The organism is Streptomyces sp. NPDC001920 (assembly GCF_053594495.1).
Map to the genome: position 1 here is coordinate 257586 of NZ_JBSFEP010000005.1, position 17362 is coordinate 274947.

Annotated in this window: 22 protein-coding genes; 11 read left to right on the forward strand and 11 right to left on the reverse strand. The window is 71.2% G+C overall.

Annotated features, from left to right (window positions below; all coding sequences use genetic code 11):
* Positions 1-75 precede the first annotated feature (75 nt).
* The 4 genes from ACWCPI_RS10740 (at position 76) to ACWCPI_RS10755 (ending at position 2914) form a co-directional block, all read left to right on the forward strand.
* The gene (locus ACWCPI_RS10740) at positions 76-1002 is read left to right on the forward strand and encodes a helix-turn-helix transcriptional regulator (protein WP_451037782.1); all 927 of its coding nucleotides are present in this window, start codon (positions 76-78) and stop codon (positions 1000-1002) included.
* Between the two features lie 249 nt (positions 1003-1251).
* Positions 1252-1653: a hypothetical protein gene (locus ACWCPI_RS10745; protein ID WP_451037783.1), complete on the forward strand. Its 402-nt coding sequence runs from the start codon at positions 1252-1254 to the stop codon at positions 1651-1653.
* A gap of 58 nt (positions 1654-1711) precedes the next feature.
* Entirely contained in the window at positions 1712-2122 is a 411-nt protein-coding gene (locus ACWCPI_RS10750; protein WP_451037784.1) for a hypothetical protein, read from the forward strand.
* Between the two features lie 276 nt (positions 2123-2398).
* Positions 2399-2914: a MarR family winged helix-turn-helix transcriptional regulator gene (locus tag ACWCPI_RS10755; RefSeq protein ID WP_451037785.1), complete on the forward strand. Its 516-nt coding sequence runs from the start codon at positions 2399-2401 to the stop codon at positions 2912-2914.
* Positions 2915-2923: 9 nt separating this feature from the next.
* Here ACWCPI_RS10755 and ACWCPI_RS10760 read toward each other — a convergent pair whose 3' ends face one another.
* The 6 genes from ACWCPI_RS10760 to ACWCPI_RS10785 all read right to left on the reverse strand — a co-directional run bounded on the left by ACWCPI_RS10760 (position 2924) and on the right by ACWCPI_RS10785 (position 8729).
* Positions 2924-4666: a PP2C family protein-serine/threonine phosphatase gene (locus ACWCPI_RS10760; protein ID WP_451037786.1), complete on the reverse strand. Its 1743-nt coding sequence runs from the start codon at positions 4664-4666 to the stop codon at positions 2924-2926.
* Positions 4663-5736, reverse strand: a complete 1074-nt coding sequence (locus tag ACWCPI_RS10765) for a SpoIIE family protein phosphatase (protein WP_451037930.1) — start codon at positions 5734-5736, stop codon at positions 4663-4665. The genes ACWCPI_RS10760 and ACWCPI_RS10765 overlap by 4 nt, the downstream gene beginning before the upstream one ends.
* A complete protein-coding gene (locus ACWCPI_RS10770) occupies positions 5736-6182 on the reverse strand; it encodes an anti-sigma regulatory factor (protein WP_451037787.1) in 447 nt (148 codons plus the stop codon). The genes ACWCPI_RS10765 and ACWCPI_RS10770 overlap by 1 nt, the downstream gene beginning before the upstream one ends.
* Positions 6179-6592, reverse strand: a complete 414-nt coding sequence (locus ACWCPI_RS10775) for an STAS domain-containing protein (RefSeq protein WP_451037788.1) — start codon at positions 6590-6592, stop codon at positions 6179-6181. Before ACWCPI_RS10775 ends, ACWCPI_RS10770 begins: the two co-directional genes overlap by 4 nt.
* Before the next feature lie 5 nt (positions 6593-6597).
* A complete protein-coding gene (locus ACWCPI_RS10780; protein WP_451037789.1) occupies positions 6598-7497 on the reverse strand; it encodes an STAS domain-containing protein in 900 nt (299 codons plus the stop codon).
* Positions 7498-7559: 62 nt separating this feature from the next.
* Positions 7560-8729 (reverse strand): PP2C family protein-serine/threonine phosphatase, encoded by a 1170-nt coding sequence (locus ACWCPI_RS10785; RefSeq protein WP_451037790.1) that lies wholly within the window; start codon positions 8727-8729, stop codon positions 7560-7562.
* Between the two features lie 156 nt (positions 8730-8885).
* On the opposite strand from ACWCPI_RS10785, the gene ACWCPI_RS10790 reads away from it, so the two are divergent.
* Complete coding sequence (locus ACWCPI_RS10790) at positions 8886-9365, forward strand: MarR family winged helix-turn-helix transcriptional regulator (RefSeq protein ID WP_388795400.1); 480 nt, start codon at positions 8886-8888, stop codon at positions 9363-9365.
* Positions 9366-9581: 216 nt separating this feature from the next.
* On the opposite strand, the gene ACWCPI_RS10795 is transcribed toward ACWCPI_RS10790, so the two are convergent.
* Complete coding sequence (locus tag ACWCPI_RS10795) at positions 9582-9983, reverse strand: STAS domain-containing protein (RefSeq protein WP_451037791.1); 402 nt, start codon at positions 9981-9983, stop codon at positions 9582-9584.
* Between the two features lie 346 nt (positions 9984-10329).
* Here ACWCPI_RS10795 and ACWCPI_RS10800 point away from each other — a divergent pair, with 346 nt between their 5' ends.
* Positions 10330-10800, forward strand: a complete 471-nt coding sequence (locus ACWCPI_RS10800) for an ATP-binding protein (protein ID WP_451037792.1) — start codon at positions 10330-10332, stop codon at positions 10798-10800.
* Between the two features lie 84 nt (positions 10801-10884).
* On the opposite strand, the gene ACWCPI_RS10805 is transcribed toward ACWCPI_RS10800, so the two are convergent.
* The gene (locus tag ACWCPI_RS10805; RefSeq protein ID WP_451037793.1) at positions 10885-11760 is read right to left on the reverse strand and encodes an RNA polymerase sigma factor SigF; all 876 of its coding nucleotides are present in this window, start codon (positions 11758-11760) and stop codon (positions 10885-10887) included.
* 350 nt (positions 11761-12110) lie between these two features.
* Here ACWCPI_RS10805 and ACWCPI_RS10810 point away from each other — a divergent pair, with 350 nt between their 5' ends.
* The 4 genes from ACWCPI_RS10810 to ACWCPI_RS10825 all read left to right on the forward strand — a co-directional run bounded on the left by ACWCPI_RS10810 (position 12111) and on the right by ACWCPI_RS10825 (position 14379).
* On the forward strand, positions 12111-12974 hold the full coding sequence (locus ACWCPI_RS10810) for a SigB/SigF/SigG family RNA polymerase sigma factor (RefSeq protein ID WP_451037794.1): 864 nt from the start codon (positions 12111-12113) through the stop codon (positions 12972-12974).
* An 88-nt stretch (positions 12975-13062) separates the two neighbouring features.
* On the forward strand, positions 13063-13350 hold the full coding sequence (locus ACWCPI_RS10815) for a DUF5133 domain-containing protein (protein ID WP_451037795.1): 288 nt from the start codon (positions 13063-13065) through the stop codon (positions 13348-13350).
* 56 nt (positions 13351-13406) lie between these two features.
* The gene (locus tag ACWCPI_RS10820; RefSeq protein WP_451037796.1) at positions 13407-13778 is read left to right on the forward strand and encodes a PRC-barrel domain containing protein; all 372 of its coding nucleotides are present in this window, start codon (positions 13407-13409) and stop codon (positions 13776-13778) included.
* Positions 13779-13938: 160 nt separating this feature from the next.
* Entirely contained in the window at positions 13939-14379 is a 441-nt protein-coding gene (locus ACWCPI_RS10825; protein ID WP_451037797.1) for an ATP-binding protein, read from the forward strand.
* A gap of 8 nt (positions 14380-14387) precedes the next feature.
* Here ACWCPI_RS10825 and ACWCPI_RS10830 read toward each other — a convergent pair whose 3' ends face one another.
* Both ACWCPI_RS10830 and ACWCPI_RS10835 read right to left on the reverse strand, forming a co-directional pair.
* A complete protein-coding gene (locus tag ACWCPI_RS10830; protein WP_388795373.1) occupies positions 14388-14825 on the reverse strand; it encodes an ATP-binding protein in 438 nt (145 codons plus the stop codon).
* A gap of 445 nt (positions 14826-15270) precedes the next feature.
* Positions 15271-15873, reverse strand: coding sequence for a DUF2867 domain-containing protein (locus ACWCPI_RS10835; RefSeq protein ID WP_451037798.1), 603 nt, complete (start codon positions 15871-15873; stop codon positions 15271-15273).
* Between the two features lie 95 nt (positions 15874-15968).
* Between ACWCPI_RS10835 and ACWCPI_RS10840 the strand changes: the two genes are divergently transcribed.
* A complete protein-coding gene (locus ACWCPI_RS10840) occupies positions 15969-16529 on the forward strand; it encodes a TetR/AcrR family transcriptional regulator (protein ID WP_451037799.1) in 561 nt (186 codons plus the stop codon).
* Positions 16530-16607: 78 nt separating this feature from the next.
* Here the strand turns inward: ACWCPI_RS10840 and ACWCPI_RS10845 are convergent, their stop codons facing one another.
* Positions 16608-17330 (reverse strand): maleylpyruvate isomerase family mycothiol-dependent enzyme, encoded by a 723-nt coding sequence (locus ACWCPI_RS10845; RefSeq protein WP_451037800.1) that lies wholly within the window; start codon positions 17328-17330, stop codon positions 16608-16610.
* Positions 17331-17362 lie beyond the last annotated feature (32 nt).

Sequence of the window (17362 nt, forward strand, 5' to 3'; positions counted from 1 at the left end):
CGGACCGGTCATGGACCGATGTGAGCCTCCTGTGTGTCCCCGTCCCAGGTCCGGGGAGAAGGAGAGGCTCAGACTGTGTCAGCGCTGTTCGTGCCGCCCACCCGCGCGTGCCAGGCAGGGAGATGGGGCTTCGCCCTGCCCACCGTCACCGCGGAGACGTATGACGCCTTCTGGGGGCCGGGCCCGGGGGCCGGCGCGCTGACGGGCGTGACCCTGGTGGTGCTGCGTCAGACCAACGCGCCGTGGCCGGTCGCCGGGTGCGGGATGGCCCTGGGCGCGTCCCTGTCGGCCGGGGCGGACACCCTCATCCTGTGTCTGCCGCGGGCGGCGGTGCCCGACGCGCTCCGCTGGCAGACCGGTGAACCGCCCGCAGCCTTGCGGTTCACCCCCGTCCTGCGGTTCGCATCCGCCCTCGCGGACGGCGACCTGGCGAAGGCCGTGTGCTCAGGCACCGCGCGGGTCTTCGCTCGGATCACCGCGCCACCGCTCGCGCCCCGCTCACCGCTGCCCGGCACACACTCCGAACAAGCCCTCGCGCACGACCTGCAGGACCTCCAGCGGCACGACCACTCCACCGCCCGCCCCACGCACGACCACTCCACCGCCCACCCGTCGCAAGCCCGTCCGGCGCCGCTGTGTGCCGTGCGGCGGGCCATGGCCCACTGCGAGCGACACGCGGGTGAGCCGGTGTCGGTCGCGGACATCGCTGCGGCGGCGCGGGTCAGCCCCCGTACCCTCCAGGACCGCTTCCGGACTGAACTCGGGACCACCCCGTCGGCCTACCTGCGGCGCGTACGGCTGGACCGGGCACACCAGGACCTGCTGCGCATCGCGGACGGTTCCGCGTCCGGGACGGTCGCCGACGTGGCGACGCGCTGGGGCTTCACCCACCTGAGCCGGTTCGCCGCGTACTACCGCGAGGCGTACGGGCAGGTGCCGTCTCACACCGCCAGAAGGCCGCAGAGCCCGCCGGCTCGGGGCGTACTCAGCGCCCTTTCATGAACGGCCCCCGGAGAATTCGGGGTCCGCCCTTTCCGAGGAACCCGGGCCGTTCCGGCCATCCGATTCGCGCGGACCACTCGGCGGAGAACGGATAGACCGTGGTCTTCCGCCATTCATACGCTGCAACCAGCCCAGATCACGGCATTCGCCGGCGGGTTTTCTCCTGCCCTCATTCCCGAAAGGAACAGCATGTCCTTGCAGAAAAGCCAGAGTAAGACGACACGGTGGAACCGGGGAGGCCGGCTTACCTTGCGCGGTCTCGCCGTGGCGGGCGCGGCCGCAGTTCTGACCACCGTGATGTCCGCCGCGCCTGCATCCGCCGCCGAAGGATCAGGCCTCCGCCGGATTCAGTGGGGCACGGGCGTCCTGGCCGTCAACTGGCACGCCCAGTCGCCGAGGTTCCTCGACACGATCGGCGGGAGCTTCACCTCTGCCACGGGCGTGGGCAATCCACGCATCCACGTCCGCGTCCTGGACGCCCAGAACAAGGAGATGTTCAGCAGGGACCGCTCGTGGGGCGGCAACCGGCGCCAAGAGGAAGCCACGTTCGAGGTCACGGTCCTCATGCCCCGCGACGCCGCGCGCGTCTGCGCCACCCTCTACGAAGCGGGCGGCTACATGGACACGGCTTGCTCCCCGGTCTACTTCTGAGCCCGGCACGCATCGGCCCGGATACTCCGTCTCCCTCTCCGAAAGGAAGAACGACAGTATGAAGCGCATAGCCGCCGCGTTGGCCGCGGGAATCGTCCTGGCGGGAACCGCGTCCGCCTCCGCCACTGCCGCCGAGAACGGTCGGCCGAGGAAGTGCCAGTCGACCACGCTGTTCGTTTCCCACGAGTTGTGTGTGACCTTCGAGAACACGACCGACGCCGACGTCGTGGGAATGGAGGTCCGGGCCTCCACCCGCACGGGCATGGGTCACTGGGAGCTGTTCGGCCCGCGCGGCACCATCAAGAACAGCCTGGACGGGGAATGGAAGGACCGCACGCACGACTGGTCCGGATACCAGGACGGCGCCTACCGTGACCTCTGGTGCGCGGTCTTCTGGAAGGACATGGGCGGCGGGAGCGGCTACATCAAGGGCACCCAGCCGCTGTGCGTGAGGGGGGACGGCTACTGACCCTCCCGCCCACGGCCGCTCCCGGCACCTCCGCACGCGTGAGGGCCGGGAGCGGTCCGCGTCGGCCGTACCGCTCACATGTGCGGTCGACGGTCGGAGTGGGGATATCGCGGACGTCCCCTCATCTCCGTGTAGTCTCCGTCGCTTCGGGTAGGGCGATGCGTTGATGGAGCCCTGGCCGGAGTCGACCGAGAGAGAAGTGTTCGTGCGTATCGCTGCAAGGCTGTCCGGGCGCTCGGGTGGGGATTCGACACCGGCCTTCGGAGGATGACGGCCATGCGGCGGGAACCTGATCCCGAGATCCCTTCCGAAGTCGTGGGCCGGCAGATGGTCGAAGCCGTGGAGAACCTGGTGACGCTGTGGTTCGCGGCCGTCGACGACGTACGTCCGCGCCTGCCGCCCCGACAGGTGCGTGCGCTGCGGGCCGTGCGGCGTCAGCCCACGCTCAACGTCACCGCCCTCGCCGAGCATCTGCGCATCGGGCTGCCCACCGCCAGCCGTCTGTGCGACCGTCTCGAAAGCGCCGGGCTGCTGCGGCGCCGCGCACAGCACGACGACCGGCGCGAGGTACGCCTGGAGGTCACGCTCCAGGGGCAGCGGTTCCTCGCGGACATCACCGAGCGGCTGTCGCTGAACCTGGCCGATGTCTTCGACGGCGTCGCCCCCGCCCAGCGCCTGCGGCTGGAGCAGATGCTGCGCGCCTTTCACGAGGAAGGGCTCCCGGCCGGCCCGGCCCCCGGCGCCGAGAGCGAGAACCCCGAGCCCGGTGCGGACGCCGGCGGCGAACGCTGAGGGTCCCGCTCAGGGCTCCGGCGTCCCCGGCCGCCGCGCGTCGCCGCGCACATGGCAGAGCAACAGGCAGACGTCGTCGTCGTGTTCGGAGTCGTGCAGCAGCGGATGCAGAAGGCGGTCGGCCGAGGCCTCCAGGTCCTCGTCGAGTTCGGCCGGGCCGAACTCGCCCAGCACCTCGGCGAGACGCTCGATGCCGGGGTCTATCCCGCGGGAGCGGCGCTCCACCAGCCCGTCGGTGTACAGCGCCAGCGTGGATCCGGGCGGGAGCGGCTCCGTGTGGTCGCGGATCTGCTGCTTGAGCGGGATGCCGAGCATCGCGCCGGGCTTGGCGTCCAGCGTCCGCACCCGGCCGTCGGCTGAGCGCAGCACCGGTGGCGGATGACCCGCGGCGGCCCAGGTGAGGGTGGCCTCGTCCGGGTGGACGCGGGCGATGACCGCCGTGGCGTAGAGGTCGAGGCGCAGCCGGTGCAGGAACTCGTGCAACCGGGTCAGGAGGTGACCGGGGCTGCTGCCGTCCACGGCGTAGGCGCGCAGGGCGGTGCGCAGCTGGCTCATCATCACGGCGGCGTGCAGCCCGTGCCCGGTGACGTCTCCGACGACGGTGATGAGGCTGCCGTCGGGCTGGCGGAAGGCGTCGTACCAGTCGCCGCCGATGTTCAGGCCCCGGGTGGCCGGGAGATAGCGCGCCGCCAGGCTCAGGCCCGGTGTGGTGGGCAGCTCGGTGAGCAGGGCGCGTTGCAGCGTCTCGGCGATGTCCCGGTTGTGCTCGAAGCGCCGGGCGTTCTCCAGGGCGATACTGGCCCGCCGGGTCAGTTCGATCAGCATGACGGCGTCGTCCGCGTCCCAGCGCTCGTCGGGCGGCGAGAGCGTGAGGACACCCTGTGAGGCCCGGCGGCTGAGCAGGGGGATGCACAGCAGGGGGCGGCCGGGGTCGAGGGCCGAGGGCGGCTGGTCGTCGACGCCGGGGAGATTGCCGGGGTGGTCGGCGGCGTACTGGGGGCGTCCGCGGCGGGCCGCGACAACGGCGGCGGCCGGACGCGGACCGCTGCGCCGCGCCTCGTCCACACCGTCGAACAGCCAGACGTCGACGGTGCGCGCGTACCGCGGCACCAGCAGCGTGGGCAGCAACCGCACGATGGCCTCATGGTTGAGCGAAGCCGTCAGGGCCGCGCTGGCGTCGGCCAGGAAGGTCAGCCGGCCGCGGGCGTTCTCCGCCTCCTTGCGGGCCTTCTGCTCGGCGGCGAACAGCTCGCGCTGGGCGCGCCCGGCGGCGTCCAGTTCGGCGTGCAGCGCCAGTACGCCCTGGTTGGTCTGGTGCAGTTCCTCGCGGTGGAACGCGACCAGGGCCTCCTGCTCGTCGAGCCGCTCCAGCAGCAGTGCCGCGTCCTCGTCGGCGCCGAACAGGGCTTCCGCCAGCGTCGCCGGGTCGTCGTCGGCGTGTTCGTCGCCGGAGAGGCCGGCGTCCTCGGCGCAGGGGACACAGACCCGCCACGGCGGCCGGCGGTCCTCCGGCCGCCGTTTGGCCGGTGTCACCTCGACACGGAACTCGCCCCCCGGAGGTGATACGACCACTTCCACGTCGACCCGCCACTCGCCGCCCTTGGTGAGGCACTGCCGCAGCTGCGCGGTGAGCGCCGCCACCAGCCGGGTGCGCTCGATGGTGGTCACCGCGCATGCGGCGGCCAGCCGGGCGGTGACGATACGGGCCTGCGCGGCGTCCGTGATGGTGCGGACGTACCAGGTGCGGATCATGAGGAGCGGTCCCAGGGGAAGGGGCTCAGCACGACGACGGCGGTGTCGTCACGTACCGGCCGGGCGGGGCTGCTGGCGTCCCGCACGATCGAGGCGGCGATCACGGCGGGGTCGAGGGACGAGGAGGCGTGGACGGCCGGGCCGGGGCTCCAGCGGCTGGGCAGTCCGTCGCTGTGCAGGACCAGGAGGCAGTCGTCCGTCCAGGGGTGCCGTTGCGGCGGCAGGTGCGCGGGGAGGTGGGCGCCCACGATGCCGGGGCGCGAGACGAGTCCGTGCCAGCTGTCGCCGCGGAGCAGCCGGGCGCCGATGTTGCCGACCCCGGCGAAGGACAGCTGCCCGGTGTCGAGGTCGAGCTGGGCCACGGCCACGGCCGCGCCCCTGGTCCCGCGCAGGGCGCCGTTCAGCCGCCGCAGCAGGTCCGCCGGCGGCAGGTGGGGAGCGGACCGCACCTCCTCCACCGCCGCGGAGGAGGCCCGCGCCGCCTGGGGGCCGTGACCGAGGCCGTCGGCCAGCATCAGTGTCACGCGGTCCCCCGTACGGACGGCCGTCCAGGCGTCGCCGGAGAACTCCGCTTCCGCGAGCGGCAGGTTGACTCCGCCGACCCGTACCGGGAACGGCGCGGAGCGCGGGCCCGGGGCGCGGCGGTTCGGGCGGGAGGTGATCCTGGCCAGGGCGACCGTTCCCCGCCCGGGTGCGCTGTGCAGGCCGAAGTCGTCGGCCGTGCGCAGACAGGTGCCGAGACCGGCACCGAGGGAGGCGGTGGTCGAGTAGCCGTCGCGCAGGGCCACGGAAGTGTCACGTATGCCCGGCCCGTGGTCGATCGCCATGATCTGCACCACGGGCGTCCTCTCGTCGCCGTAGGCCGGAACGACCGGCTCCACGAGGTCGAGCAGTATCCGCCCGCCACCGGCGTGCTTCAGCAGGTTGGTGGCGAGTTCGGTGGCCACGAGCTCGGCGGCGGCGACCCGGTCCCCGGCCAGCCCGGCGTGCCCGGCCGCGTCGGCGGCCGCCACCCGGACCTCGCGGACCCGGGTCGAGTCGTGCACCGGCACCTCCCAGACGCGCGGCATCAAGGCGCCTCGCGCGGGCGGGGTGGCCGGGACGTCCATGAGGTCACCGTAACGGTGGTGCCCATGCCACGTCGGCTGTCGACGGAGAACTCGTGGACCAGGCGCCGGGCACCGGGCAGGCCCATCCCGAGGCCCTCACCGGAGGTGTAGCCGTCGGACAGGGCCTGGTCCAGGTCGGCGATGCCGGGTCCCTCGTCGCTGAAGACGAGACGCAGTCCCTGTGCCCCGCTGCCACTGGTCACCGGCGTGCACTCCATCTGGCCGCCGCCGCCGTGGACGAGGGCGTTGCGCGCCAGCTCACTGGCGGCGGTGACCAGCTTGGTCTGCTCCACCAGACCGAACCCGAGTTGGGCGGTCATCTGCCGCACGTGCTGCCGCACTCGCACCAGGTCCAGGTCCGAGTGGATCGGCAGGCAGGCGGAGACCCTGCCGGTGCTGTGGGTCACGGGCTCTCCCGGCGTGCGCGCCCGTTGCGGGGCAGGGCCGACACCTCGGCGCCGAGCAGGCGCATGGCGTCCTCGGTGTTGAGCGCGGTCCGCAGCCCCGGCAGGGTCAGGCCGAGTTCCACCAGGGTGATGGCCACCGCCGGCCGCATCCCCGCCACCACGGTCTGGGCCGCCAGCAGCTTGGTCATGGCCGCGACGTCGCTGAGCACCCGGCCCATGAACGAGTCGACGATCTCCACCCCGGAGAGATCGATGACCACCCCGGTGACCGCGCTGTCGGAGACGGTCTCGCCGATGTCCTGCTGGAGCCGTTCCGCCGTACTGTCGTACAGGTCTCCCTGCAGGGTCACCAGCAGGATTCCGCCGAGCCTCAGGACGGGAACGTGCCCTTCGTGGGGAGGGACCGACACGCCGGTCACCGGGGCTCCGCGGCCGCGGCGGGGCTCGGGACGATGTGGGCGCCCTGCTGCTGGAGGGCGTAGGCCAGTGCGTCCGCGAGGCTGGCGCGGGTGAGCACCGAACTGAGGTCGATCCCGAGGTGGACGATGGTCTGCGCGATGGCCGGCCGGATCCCGGAGACTATGCACTCCGCTCCCATCAGGCGCGCCGCCGCCACCGTCTTCATCAGATGCTGCGCCACCAGGGAGTCGACCGTCGGAACCCCCGTGATGTCCAGGATCGCGATCCGGGCGTTCTGCTCGACGACGGCGTCCAGGAGCGTCTCCATCACCACCTGGCTGCGGGCGCTGTCGAGCGTCCCGATCAGCGGTACGGCGACGATGCCCTCCCACAGCTTGATCACGGGGGTGGCGATCTCCAGCAGCTCCAGTCGCTGGCGGTTGATGAGTTCCTGCCCGGCGACCGTCGTCGTCTCCAGCATGACCAGGCGCAGGGTGCCCATCAGCACGGTCAGCGCCGTGGTGCACTCCCGCAGGCGCTCGGCGGACGTGTCGGAGAGCTCGTCCAGCAGGAGGTCGGTGACGGACGGTCGCAGCGCGTCCATCTCCGCCGAGATCTGCGCCATGGTGGCACCGGCGCGGGCCCGCGCCTGCGCCATGCGCGCCAGCTGCTCGCGCACGACCGCGAACCCGTCGGCCTCCGCGTCCTCCACGCGTCCCGCGGCGGCCACCGCGGCCAGCGCCTCCACCACGGTCCGGCCGGCTTCCACCGCCTCGTCCCGGGACACGGTGAACACGGTGCGGAACAGCGCCGCGTCGGCCCACCGCTGAGCGATCTGCTCGCGCCGCTCGCGCAGGAAGGCAGCCACCTCCTGCGCCAAGTCCGTCTGATGTGCTGCCGATTGCTGCTCCGGCACGTACTTCCCTCCTCCTGCGTGATGGCGCCGCCCCGGCCGTCGGGGAGCGCCGGACGGTACGGTCAAGGGGCCTGCCGCGGCCCGAACCAGTCGAGACAGGCCACGAGCGCGTCGTCGTCGGCCACCGGTGTGCCGCGGTGTCCGGACAGTTCCCTCAGGACGGCTCGGGGGACCTCGGCGGCGGGCAGCAGGCTGGTGGAGACGATGGCCCGGGCCAGCGCGCGTTCCCCGTACTGCTCACCGCCGGGCGCGGCGACGGAGTAGACCCCGTCACTGGCGAAGACGAGCCGGTCGCCGGGCTCGACGTCGAACTCCTGGGCCACGTAGTCGGTCTCCTCGAACATGCCCAGGGGGAGCTGCGCCTCGAAGTCCACGGACATCACACTACGGCCCCGCAGCCGCAGCATCCGCGGGGAGCCGGCATCGACGACCTGCAGCCGGCCGGTACGCAGGTGGAGGTCGACCAGGAGCACGGACAGGTGGGCCTCTCCGCGGTACTGGGCGTAGAGGGCCTGGTCGGCGAGGGCCGCCTGGTCCGCGAGGGACAGGCCGGCCCGCCGGGCGTTGCGCAGCGCGTTGATGCCCAGGTTGGTCAGGAGTGCGGCCTCGATGCCCTGACCCATCCCATTGGTGATGTAGAGCATCAGGTGGTCGGCGCTCGCGGACCAGTCGAAGTTGTCGCCGAAGATCGCGTAGGCGGGCTCCAGCTGGGCACCGAGTGCGTACTCGGGGCGGCTGCAGGACCGGCCCGGCAGCAGTTGCCACTGCATCTCCGCCGCCAGGGTGAGACGGTCGGCCCGGCGGGCCCGGCGGTACAGATCGGTGTCCCGGTCGGCGACGATCACCTCATGGCCCAGCACCTGCGCCACCTCGGCCAGTTCGGCCAGGTGCTCCTCCGCCCGGTCCGCGGGCATCGTGAGGGTCAGTACGCCGAGCCGGTCGCCGCGTACGCTCACCGGCAGGTGCAGGCGTACCTCGCCGCCGGCCGGCGTCTGGACGAAGGGTTCCTGGGATCCGAACGCCCGTCCGGCGGGGCTGCCGTGCACGGACACCGACTCCTGCGGGCCGGGAGCCGGTTGCACGGGCTGGAGTGTGGCGAGGCCGTAGTCGGCCAGGAAGAGCTGGACGGTCTTCGCCCCGTAGGTCTCGCGCAGTACCTCGCGGACCGCGTCCACCAGCTGGTGCGGGGCGGCAGAGCGAAGCGCCCGCTCGGCTGCCACGAATCTGTTCACGATGTTGGATACGCCATTCTCGTCACGGTGACGGCGCCGGCCCCACGCTGCCGCGGACGCCGTCCGTCGGTACCTTCTTGCCGGTATTTAACGCTGTGTGCGTATTGTCCGAACCGGTGGGCTGACAGTGTCCGCGAAGCCTGAAAGAGTGGGAGCGTGACTTCCTCCTACTCGCATCCGCGACCGGACGAGGTGGCGCGTGTGACATCGGAGGCCGCTGAGCTGCTGGAGGTCTTGTGGGGTCGGGCCTCGACGGCACCGGTGTCCGCCTCCCAGATCCGTGTGCTGTTCATCCTGGAACACAGTGACGGCATCAATCTGCGCAACCTCGCCGAGGCTCTCGGCTCCACACCGCCGTCGACCAGCCGGCTGTGCGACCGCCTCCAGGCGGTGGGTTTCGTGGAGCGCGGACCCAGCGCCTCCAGCCGCCGCGAACTGCGCCTGCGCCTGAGCCGACGCGGACGGACCTTCCTGACGGAGCTGCGCGCCCGGCGCGAGGCCGCGCTGCAGTCCGTCCTGGAGCAGATGCCGGCCACGAAGCGGACCGCCCTGCTGGAGGGCCTCGAAGCGTTCTGCGCGACGGCAGCCGCTCAGATCCACGAGGGCGAGGACGCCTCCGACGCCAGGACCGCCTGAGGCGCTCGTTCTCGCTGGCGCGACGGCGGGACGAGGTCGCGCCCGGGCCGCCGCGCGGCGACGCAGACCGTCGTCGTTGCCGATCGGCACGTTCCACACCCCTCCCGCTCTTGGACTCGCTCACTCTGTTGCCTCATGGCCATAGTTGTCAAACGGCAACTGTTGCACTGTGGGCGCGGTACGCGATCTTCGAACTACCTCTTCAGCAAGCGGTCTTCACTCCTGCACCGGGGTCGTCGGCCCGGGATCCACCGGTCCGGCGTCCGCGACTTCGAGCGCCTCCTCGACACTGCCCACGATCGGGACGGTGATACTCACCCCGGTGAGATCCAGGATCCGCCGAACGGCCGGCGTCGGCGAGATGACGTACACACCGCCCGGAATCTCCCGCACCTCCTGGTAGGCCCGCAGGACGATGTTCATACCGGACGAGTCCATGAAGGGAACGCCGGCGATGTCGAGCAGGAAATGCCGTCGGCCGTGATGCAGCTGGTTGGCCAGATGGTGCTGCAACTCGGTTGCCGTATCCATGTCCAGGTCACCCTCGACCGTCAGCAGCACGGCGTCCTCCCGGGGCAGTTCCACCTTGATCGACAAGGGATTCTGGGCAACGGACACAAGTACCTCCCACAGATGTTGGCGACCGGGACGGGTGCCCCGGCGGACGGATTCGATGCATCGCCGAGCGAAGAATCTTCAGAACCCGCGTTTCGCGTTCGGCCGCCTACCCCCGAATCCCCTCAGCACACGGCGCTCGCGCGAGCGGCGGCACGCGCTGCCACTTCTGGCCGCTTTTGCGCGCCTCGGCCCCCGGGGCCGGTTTGACGGCTCGCCGACTGGTCACGCGAAGAGGAGGAAGGCATCACGGGAAGTGGAGAAGGGATGGGAGACCAGGTCCGACCGTGGTCCGTCACGGATGTACGGCGGGTTCTCCGTTCCCTCGCCTGTGTCAGGGAGCGAAAGGATGAGTGAGACATACCGGACGGACGCGATCAGGGGCTCGACGGCCGCGGGCAGTGCGCGCCGCGGCCCGCGGAGTCCGGCCGAGGCGCGCGGAACCGTGCGGCAGGTGCTGTCCGAGCAGTCACGTGTCCAGGGCGCGACCTGCGCGCCGGACACGCTCTCGGACGCGTTGCTGGTGGCGTCGGAACTGACGACCAACGCGATGCTGCACGGTGGCGGCGTCACCGACTTCGATGCCGAGGTCGTCGGCGAGAACCTGTATCTGTCCGTCAGTGACCGGGAACGCCGCAGGCCGGTCGTCAAGAGCCCGGTCGACCGGCACGGTCGGTACCGCTGCGGAGGCCGCGGCTGGCCGATCGTCTGCCGGCTGGCGCGCGACGTACTCGTGTCGGACCTCCCGGCCGGCGGGAAGCGTGTCACCGCGGTGATCCCGCTGTCGGCGGAGTGGGGGCACCCGGTCGGCAGAACCTGACCGGACGGCCGGGTGGGCCGCGACCGTACGGCCGCGGCCCACCCTTCGGCTCCGCCCTTCGGTTCGGTCGTTCGTCGCCGCCGCTCAGGCCACCCCGGGCTCCAGCAGACCGGCGCGCAGCTGCTTGAGGATGCGGCTGATGAGCCGCGAGACATGCATCTGGGAGACACCGATCCGCTCGGCGATTTGTGCCTGGGTCAGCTCCTCGACGAAACGTAGGTGGATGATCCGCCGCTCACGCTCGTCCAGGCCGGCGATCAGGGGCGCCAAGGAGTGGAAGTCCTCCACCAGTTCCAGCGCGGGGTCCTCCTCCCCGAGGAGGTCGGCCAGGACGGACTCGCCGTTCTCTGCGTCCGCGGAGACCGCGGCGTCGAGGGAGGCGGACTGGTAGCAGTTGGAGGCCTTGCGGGCCTCGATCACCTCTTCCTCGGACAGCGACATCAGCTCCGACAGCTCACGCGTGGTCGGCGTGCGGCCAAGACGGGAGCTGAGTTCCTCCGTCGCCTTGGCCAGTTCCGCGCGGGCCTCCTGCAGTCGGCGCGGGACGTGGACCGCCCAGCTCGTGTCGCGGAAGAAGCGCTTGATCTCGCCGACGATGTACGGGACGGCGAACGTGGTGAACTCGACCTCCCGGGAGACCTCGAAACGGTCGATGGCCTTGATCAGCCCGATGGTCCCGACCTGGACGATGTCCTCCAGCGAGTCCCCGCGGGAGCGGAAGCGCGAGGCCGCGTACCGCACCAGCGACAGGTTCATCTCGATCAGCGTGTTGCGGACGTACTGGTATTCGTGCGTGCCCTCTTCCAGCATGACCAGTCGGTCGAAGAACTGACGCGACAACTCCCGCGCGTCTTTGGGGCTCACCCTTGTCGGATCGTCGATCAGCGGCAGCGCCGCCCCGTCCGTCCTGACCGTCTCCTGTGCCGTGGCCGTTGCCTGCGCCACCGTCACGGCTGCCATGCCGCCCTCCCGATCGCCGAAGCCTGTTGTCGTCCCCCGCGTGCCCCGACTCGCGCGAGTCATGCCTTTCACATCGCGGGGAACTCGGTACCGGGCCGGGTTCTGACCTGAAGTCGCCCTTTGGCGCGATCGGCGCGGCCGTTCGTCGGCCGCTCCCCTCCCCTACCGGACCTCGTGTCAACTCTCTTCGACTCGCGCTCGTTTGCGGGCCGGGTCGTGGGGCATGCGGGATTTCGTGCTTCGGACCAGAGGCGCACCGGTGCTACAGGTGTGACCGTTCCGGGGCCTCAGTGCCCCGTGCACCGTTTCCCACGGCAACCCCCGAGAACGCTGTTCTGGAGCTGTTCTACATGCTGGTTGAGACGTCCGCACATGGTTCCGACATCTCCGCCCGTCCCCGCGTGTCCGGCGGCCGCGTCCACGACGACGCCCCCGACACCGCGGCCGACTTCACCCGCCTGGCCGCTCTGCCCGAAGGGCCCGAGCGCGACGCGGTACGCGACCGACTGACCAAGGCGTGGCTGCCCATGGCCCACCGCATCGCGGGTCGGTTCCGCAACCGCGGTGAGTCGCTGGAGGACCTGCGCCAGGTCGCGGCCCTGGGTCTGGTGAAGGCCATCGACCGCTACGAACCCGGGCGGGGTGCCTTCGAGAGCTACGCCGTGCCCACCATCACGGGCGAGATCAAGCGCCACTTCCGCGACCGTATGTGGGCCCTGAGGGTCCCGCGCCGGATCCAGGAACTGCGCAACAAGGTACGGGTCGCACGCCGCGAACTCGCCGCCGGCTCGGGCGGCGAGACACCGTCGGTCGCCGAGATCGCCGCCCACGCGGGGCTCACCGAGGAGGAGGTCAACGCGGGCCTGGAGGCCCTGGAGAGCTTCAGCACCCTGTCCCTCGACGCCGAGATGTCCACGAGCGACGACGGCTTCAGCCTCGCCGACACGATCGGCACGTGCGACGAGGCGTTCGACGTCGTCGTCGACCGTGAGGCGGCGAAGGAGGGGCTGCGGCGGCTGCCCGAACGTGAGCGCGCCATCCTCTACATGCGCTTCTTCGAGGACATGACGCAAAGCCGTATCGCCGAGCGTCTGGGCATCTCCCAGATGCATGTCTCGCGTCTCATCAGCCGGTGCTGCGCACAGGTGCGGGAGCAGGCGCTCGACCAGGGTTCCCGGCCGGGAAGCCGCGCGGGCGACGGCCGGACCCGATGACGCGGAAGGGCCTCGTCCCTCACCCGTTCCACCCAGGCCCGACCGCCCCGGCCGGCGGGCACGACCACTCACCCAGGAGCGAGGACACATGCTGATGCCCCATCCGGCGATGCTGCGCAGGCTCGTCGACGAGTACGAGACGCTCATGGCCCACGAGGGCGGCGGAGAGGAGGACAGGAGCCGGCGGGACCTGCGCGCACAGGACCTGGCGTACACGCTGTGCGTGTCGACCGGGACGCGGGACGTGGGGCAGGCCCTGGAAACGGCCCGCCGCCTGCTCGCCGCGGCGCCCGACCCCGTCGTGCCGGTGAAGCGGCGGGTGATCACGTCCGACGTGAAGGAGCATGCGGCGGAGCGGCCGGCGGCCATCGGCTGAGCCGCGCAAGGACGAGAGCAGCAACGACGTCAGTACCTGAGGAGGCAGGAAGCGCCGTGAGCACCGACGGACTCTGGTCGTACCCTCCCGGCAGCGGTCACCAGGAGGGCCGGACGCTGACCGGGTTCACGGTGCAGGCGACCGACGGGGTCATCGGCCATGTGGACCGCCAGGCCGATGACCCTCCCCGGCCGCATCTGGTCGTCGACACGGGCGCTTGGGTGTTCGGCAGGAGCCTGCTGATACCGGCGGGCGCCGTCACCGGCATCGACACGGAATCCCGCGTGGTCACCGTGGCGTGCACCCGCGAGGAAGCCAAGGCGGCTCCCCGCTTCCGGACCGATCGCGAGACGCTCGATCCCGAGTACCTCTCCGCCGTCGGTGCCTACTACGCCTCTTTGAGCCATGGTTCGGGCGAGAGCGGGTAGCGGAGGCATCATGAGCCCCTCATGAACCTGGACGTGACGACGAGGAGCGGAGACCACAGCGTGCGAGGAATGGTGAAGTGACGGCAGTCGCAGTCCTCTTGATGCGCGCCTGCGATGCCCGGCCGGTCATGGGCATCTCGCGGGCGACGAACGAGCAACCGTGAAGCCGGCGGAGCGCCGACCGGCCGGGGTCAGTGATACGGCGAGCACCCGACCGGCCCCGATCAGCAGTGCGGCGACCGCTCGCAGCTACGTACGGTCCCTGGTGGCGGAGCACTGGCGTGCCCCGTCCGGGCCGGCGAACGACAGAGCCGTCACGGATCTTCTGCTGGTCGTGTCGGAACTGGTGACCAACGCCATCCGGCACGGCCGCGGCCTCGCGGGGTTCGACGTGACCCTCCTCCCGGAGGGCGTGCGGCTGAGCGTGCACGACTACAGCGACTCCGTCCCGTCCGCCGCCTACGGGCCGGGCACGCTGCCCCAGACGCACGAGGGCAGCGGATACGGGTGGCCTCTGATCATCCGCCTGGCCCGGGAGATCCACATCGAGCGCCGCCGGGAGGGCGGCAAGACGGTCAGCGTGCTGGTTCCGCTGATGTGAGTCCGCGCTCACCAGGGCAGGAACGTGTGCACGTCCTTGCCGTCCTCCCGCACCACCACGCTGACCTGGTCACACAGCGTGTGGATCAGATACCAGCCGATGCCGCCGCCGCTGCCGGTGCCGGGATGGAAGGGGCGCGGCGCCGGCGGGGTGGTGCTCGTGTCGCTGAGCGTCACGTGCACTCCGTCGAACGCCCTGCGCATCGTGAGCGTGAACGGCCCCGGAGCGTACTGGATCGCGTTGGCGGCCAGCTCCGCGACCACCAGCAATATGTCGTCGCGATACTCAGGCGTCGCGGGCGGTGACGACCGCGCCAGCGTGGTCAGATACTCCTCCGCGCTCAGGCGCGCTCCCGTCACGTCACCGAAGCCTCCGTCAAACCTGACCTCGCAGTCCTTGATCTCCTCGGAGGACGGTTTACCGTCTCCGCGCGATTCGGTCCCCATCACACCTTCTCCGGCCGCCTGGCATCGGCCGTGGTGAGTCGTCGTGCTACTTCCACCGCTGCTGGTTCCCAGACAGCGCTCAGATACGCGTCCGGGATGGCAGGAGCCGACGGGACATCGCGGAGCGGAGAGACCCCAGGGCCTGCCGTGCCGGTCGGTGCCGGGCCGGCACGGCAGGCCGCACCAGGAGTGCACGACCAGTGCGCCGGACCGTGAAACACCTGGTCACAGGCTCACCGGGAGCCCGGCGAGAGCGGTTCGGACCGAGACACGGAACGCTATGCGCGTAGTGCGGTCGGCAGAGCCCTGCGGCGCTTGCCACATGTGCACGATCCGAGGCGTCTTTGAGTCTTTGTCGACTTCTACGGCCTTGCCCCACGACCGCCTGTCCTACGGCCGCCGGCCCTCTGGGGCCGCGGGACAGGGACCGTGAACGCCGAGGCCGTCACCGCGCGCCCCGCGCCGCGGCGCCGGCCTGCCACTCGCGGCCGATGGACCGGATCAGCGCCGGGTACACACCGACGTACCGGAAGGGCTTGATGGCGGCCATGTAGAGGGTCCCGAAGAACCCGTTGGGCTTGACCAGGACGGCCATCCGGCCGCGGTAGCCCCCGGAGCCGTCCGGCACCCAGCCGATGTGCATCACCCCGTGCACGGTCCTGTTGCCCATCTCGGCGGCCCACTCGTCCCTCGTCTGGTAGAGCGAGGTGAACGGGGACCCTCCGAGGTCCGGACCGCGGGGCCCGTCACGGAGGTCGGCCGGCAACCGGTCGCCCAGGGACGGCAGCCGGGCCCCGAGACCGGCCTCCGCCTTGTCCCAGCCGAGCAGTGCCCCGAGCTTCCATCGGACGGCGAACAGCGCCCGGGAGACGAAGCTGTCGCCGTTCACCCCGCCTCCCATACCGCCGGCGAACTGGCGGACCAGCCACACCAGGTCGTCGCGTCCGCCGGGGGTGGGCAGCTCCCACACGTCCTCGACCGTGAAGTCGCCGGCGATCTCGTGGATCCGCCAAGGGCGGTCGGTGTGGGCGGTTCGGGGAAGTCGCATGAGCAGACCCCTGTCTATACGGTGGCGTATATATCGAGCGTAGAGCCATCTGTACGCCTCCGTATACTCGGCGGTGACGTGAGGAGGCACACACCATGGGCGCGACCCGCACGCCACGGGGCAAGTGGATCGAGGAAGGTTTGCGGGCACTCGCCGCGGGCGGCCCCGAGGCCGTGCGGATCGAGGTGCTGGCGCAGGAACTGGGCGTCAGCAAGGGTGGTTTCTACGGCTACTTCCGCAACCGTGCCGCGCTGCTCACGGAGATGCTCGACACCTGGGAGCACGAGGTCACCGAGAGTGTGATCGACCACGTGGAGAGCGGTGGAGGGGATGCGCGGGCCAAGCTCGGACGACTGTTCGACCTCGTCGCCGAGACCACCGACGGGCCGGTGCGGGGCATCACCGCCGACCTCGCGGTCCGTGACTGGGCCCGCCGTGACCCGGGCGTCGCCGAGCGGCTGCGCCGGGTCGACAACCGCCGTATGGACTACCTGCGTTCCCTGTTCGCCGCCTTCTGCCCCGACGAGGCGGAGGTCGAGGTCCGCTGCCTGCTCACCGTGTCGGTGCGCATCGGCCACCACTTGTACGCCTCGGACAACGGCAGTCGCAGCCGTGCGGAGGTGCTGGGGCTGATCAGGCGGCGGTTGCTGGAGTAACGGGCCCGGGGCGCCCCTGCGCCGGTTCCCGCCCCGGGGGGTGTGCGACCGCGCCGCCCGGCGAGCGCGCCGCCCGGCTCAGTCCGCGGGATCGGGTGGCCAGGGCCCCGGTTCCGGCAGCGTTCCGGTCGAGGACCGCAGCTGCCCGGCCGGGGCGCGCCCCGCCATCCACGCCGCCAGATCGTGTGACGCCCCGCTGACTTCCACCAGGTCCCCGGTGCCTGTGGTGCGGGTGAAGGCGATGTCGTCCGCCCGCAGGACGAGCCGGATGCCCTCGGGTGTCCTGGGGGCGAGGAAGTCGAGGGCGTGGAGCGCGAACCGGGCGGACCAGTCACGGGGTGAGTAGCCGACGCGGAGGTCCACCGCGTGGATCTCCGCCTCCCGCCACCGCGCCTGCACGGTATCCAGCACGGTGGCATGGCGGAAGCGGACCGGTCGGGCCCAGTCGTCGGCCGTGCACACGTCCCAGACGGCTTCGAGGCTCTTCTGCGCGCTCCGCAACTCCTCCCGCAGCTCGACCGCGGTTCGCGTGGCGCCCCGGGCGATGGCCCGGTCACGCTCGCGCGGGCCACCGTCGTACAGGTCGACGAGCGCGCCGCGCAATGCCCGGCGCGCCTGCCGTGCGAAAGCCCTCGCATTGTCCGCGAGGTGCGCCAGCACATGGCCCCGTGTCCAGCCGGGCAGGTCGGCGGCCTGGCCCACCTGCTCGTCGTCGAGACCGGTGAGCAGTTCCAGCAGCCGGGCGTGGGAGACACGGACCTGCGCCACGAACTGGTCCGCGGACGAAGGAGGGTTGGTCATCGATCCACGTTCTCCTGCCCGGCTGTCGGCAC